Raw genomic sequence first — 2722 nt, 5'->3', positions numbered from 1 at the left:
TACCAGGGCTACTTGTTCGGACGTCCCTTGCCGTCGGCGGATTTCGAGATCCTCGCCCGAGCTTTCTCGTCGCGTCACCGCTCGAAGCGGGTACGCGAATCCGTCAATGGGACGTACGCATAAAGCGTCTCACCGGATGGCCGGCACGCCGGCCTTATCCAGCGTACGTCCTCGTCTCTACGCTGGGCTTACAGGTCCCAAGATGGCGCTGAAGTTCTTCGGCCCGAAGGGCCCGGCGATCGTCGAGATCGCGGACGGCCGCCAATTCGCGAAGCTGGCAGCCGTCAAGTAACTGGCGATCCGAAACTCGATGCGGGACGCGTTGACCCCGATACTTGACACATGGCGCGCGACGATGAGGGACCTCCGGGCGTATCGGCGAGGTCAGACAGGAGATTTCGCGCTCGCCGGCTGGCGATCGTGCGGGAGACGCGGCTCGCGCAGCTTTGGTCCGTTCGGCTACGGACTGATCTGGACGAGCCGCCCCGGGCCAGCGACGGAAGCGGAGATCGCGTTGACCTAGCCGGCCCGTCCCGGGCAGCGACACCGCGTCTACATCGCCGACGCTGCGGGTCTTAGTCTTGCCGGGCCGACGCGGGCCAATATCGCCGGCGCCGGTGTCAAGCGGGCGCTGGCGGGCGAGATCGCCGGTCCCGCAACGAGAAAGGTCTTCCGCCTTATCAGCGAAAATCCGGTCGAGGTCGCAAGCGACGGACGGGCGGTCTTCCGGGCTCCCTTGCCGCGTGCTCTTCGGACCGTGCAATTCGTGCGCATCGTGCCGATTAGTCCGGGCGGAGTGGAGGGCGACTTCGACTCGTGCGGATTGGTGCCGGTCGGCGTTCCGCATGATCGCCGCCCACCGCCGCCTCGTCTGCGCGCGGTCCGCTCCGACCAAGGATCGCTTTCGCTTAGGATTGAGGCCGCGGGATTGAACCTGGATGTCCTTCGCCACGCGGAGCCGGGGTTGTTCGGCGGCGCGGGGTCGTCACAGGCGCTTGCGCCCGAATTCCGGAGTGGCCGACAAACACGGCGTCCTTCAGGGCCAGTTCCTCTCCGATCTCGACCACGTCGTCGGCATATCCGGACAGGGTGGAATACTTTCGCGGTCATAGGCAGACAGGTCAGAGCGGCCGGCTCCCACATGGTCGAACAATACAACCTTGAAGTCGTCCTCGAATTGGGGAGCCACAAAGCGCCACATGTTCTGGTCGCAGCCAAAACCGTGCGCGAAGACCATGGCCCGCTCGCCTCGGCCCGTGACCTGTACGTTATTACGCGCCAACACGTTCATTGCATTCCTTGCGTCGTCTCGACCTTACGCCCCGTCGCTCGAAGTTATACGAATATCACACCCGATTCCGAGCATAAAGCCACCTCGCGCCGCGATCGGGAGCAGCTCGGCCGACCACCCGTTCCACGTTTCCCGCGCGCGCTCCGGAAGGAGCGATATCAGTCGTCCGTTCGGCCGACCGGCGCCCGTGAGGCCTCGTCGGTGGCCCCGCGTTGCCTCTCCCGAAGGCCGCTATGCGACGCCGATGCCCTTCATGCGATCCTGATTTCGGCTGGCGACGAGCTGCCGCACGGCGTTTGACATCGCCTTGGCGTCGTGAAGCTGCTCCGACAGGCCCGCCAACTGCAGCCTTGCCTCGTCGCGTTCGGCGAAGGATGACCCCTCCTCCGCCTGCAGGGTCATCCCGTCGACGGTCTTCTGCGCCTTGGCGACGGCTTCATCCATTTCCGCAAGGACGCGAGGTCCGTCATCCGCCATGCGCTTTATCCTACCGAGCTGTTCGGCAGTCCCTTCGGCATGCTCTTCCGAGACCACCTCGGGGGGCATCAATGCGCAGAGCTTTTCGTAATGCGCCGCATCACACCCGAACACCAAGGATGAGAAGTCCGAAAAGACGATCAGGCCGGCGACCGTCTCGATGGTCTCGTCTCCGGCGAACCTGTAGTCGAGGATGGCCCCGCCGAGCGCCGCATGGCGTCCGGTGAAGATGGCAGCGCCGATGCCCGTGAGGGCAGAACGCCCCAAGGTCCGTCCAACGCTTATCTTCGTCGCGGCGTCGATCACCGCGATGCAGCGGACCTGGCGCTTAACGTCGTATGGCACAGCCCGGCGTCGCCCGCCTTGAACAGCTTCAGGCGGCCGAGGTCGAGATCGCGGAAACGACGGTCCAGGAGATCGGGCCTCAAATCCCGGACGATTGGCAGGATCTGCACTGGAAGACTCAAGTGAAGCTTGCCAAAGACCTCGGCTACGAAGGTGAGCCGACCGCCGAGCAGGCGAAGGCGCACATCGCCATGGCCTTTGAAGCGCGAGCCGCCCAGTGACCTTGGTTATCGAAGACGGGACCGGCAAGGCGAACGCCGAGTCCTACGTCTCCGTCGCCGATTTCAGGACGTACGCCGACGGGCGCGGGCTCGACTATACTGTGGCGAGCACAGAGCCTTGATCGAACAGGCGCTTCGTCGAGCGACGGCTTACGCCGACAGATATCGTAATCGGTTTTTCAGGATATCGAAGCAACCGACGCGCCCAAGCCGTTGAATGGCCGCGGATCGGCTCCTACTATTTTGTGCCTGACAACGGCCGCAGCATCGGCTTCATCTATCCAACCGATCGCGACGATCAGCTCGGGTCGCAGGGGTACGATTATCTCGCATCAAATGTTGTGCCGCCAGAGGTCATACAGGCAACATGTGAGTCTTCAGTTCGTGA

3 protein-coding genes and 1 pseudogene are annotated in these 2722 nt (G+C 63.7%); 2 read left to right on the top strand and 2 right to left on the bottom strand.

Translation table 11 applies throughout. From position 1 onward, the window contains the following. Positions 1-1010 precede the first annotated feature (1010 nt). Both JWR89_RS25570 and JWR89_RS25565 read right to left on the bottom strand, forming a co-directional pair. Positions 1011-1291 (bottom strand): annotated as a pseudogene (locus JWR89_RS25570) (alpha/beta hydrolase); the annotation flags it as partial. A 231-nt stretch (positions 1292-1522) separates the two neighbouring features. Then, on the bottom strand, positions 1523-2113 hold the full coding sequence (locus tag JWR89_RS25565) for a hypothetical protein (RefSeq protein WP_299720999.1): 591 nt from the start codon (positions 2111-2113) through the stop codon (positions 1523-1525). Between JWR89_RS25565 and JWR89_RS25560 the strand changes: the two genes are divergently transcribed. Together JWR89_RS25560 and JWR89_RS26315 are read left to right on the top strand one after the other, a co-directional pair. Beyond that, positions 2107-2334, top strand: a complete 228-nt coding sequence (locus JWR89_RS25560) for a hypothetical protein (protein ID WP_299720998.1) — start codon at positions 2107-2109, stop codon at positions 2332-2334. The two genes, JWR89_RS25565 and JWR89_RS25560, sit on opposite strands and share 7 nt — an antisense overlap. Next, the gene (locus JWR89_RS26315; RefSeq protein WP_366143014.1) at positions 2331-2456 is read left to right on the top strand and encodes a DnaT-like ssDNA-binding protein; all 126 of its coding nucleotides are present in this window, start codon (positions 2331-2333) and stop codon (positions 2454-2456) included. The genes JWR89_RS25560 and JWR89_RS26315 overlap by 4 nt, the downstream gene beginning before the upstream one ends. The last annotated feature ends 266 nt before the right edge of the window (positions 2457-2722 follow it).

Source organism: Tardiphaga sp. (assembly GCF_028290785.1).
Classification (GTDB): domain Bacteria; phylum Pseudomonadota; class Alphaproteobacteria; order Rhizobiales; family Xanthobacteraceae; genus Tardiphaga.
This window is presented reverse-complemented; position numbering and strand designations above follow the sequence as displayed.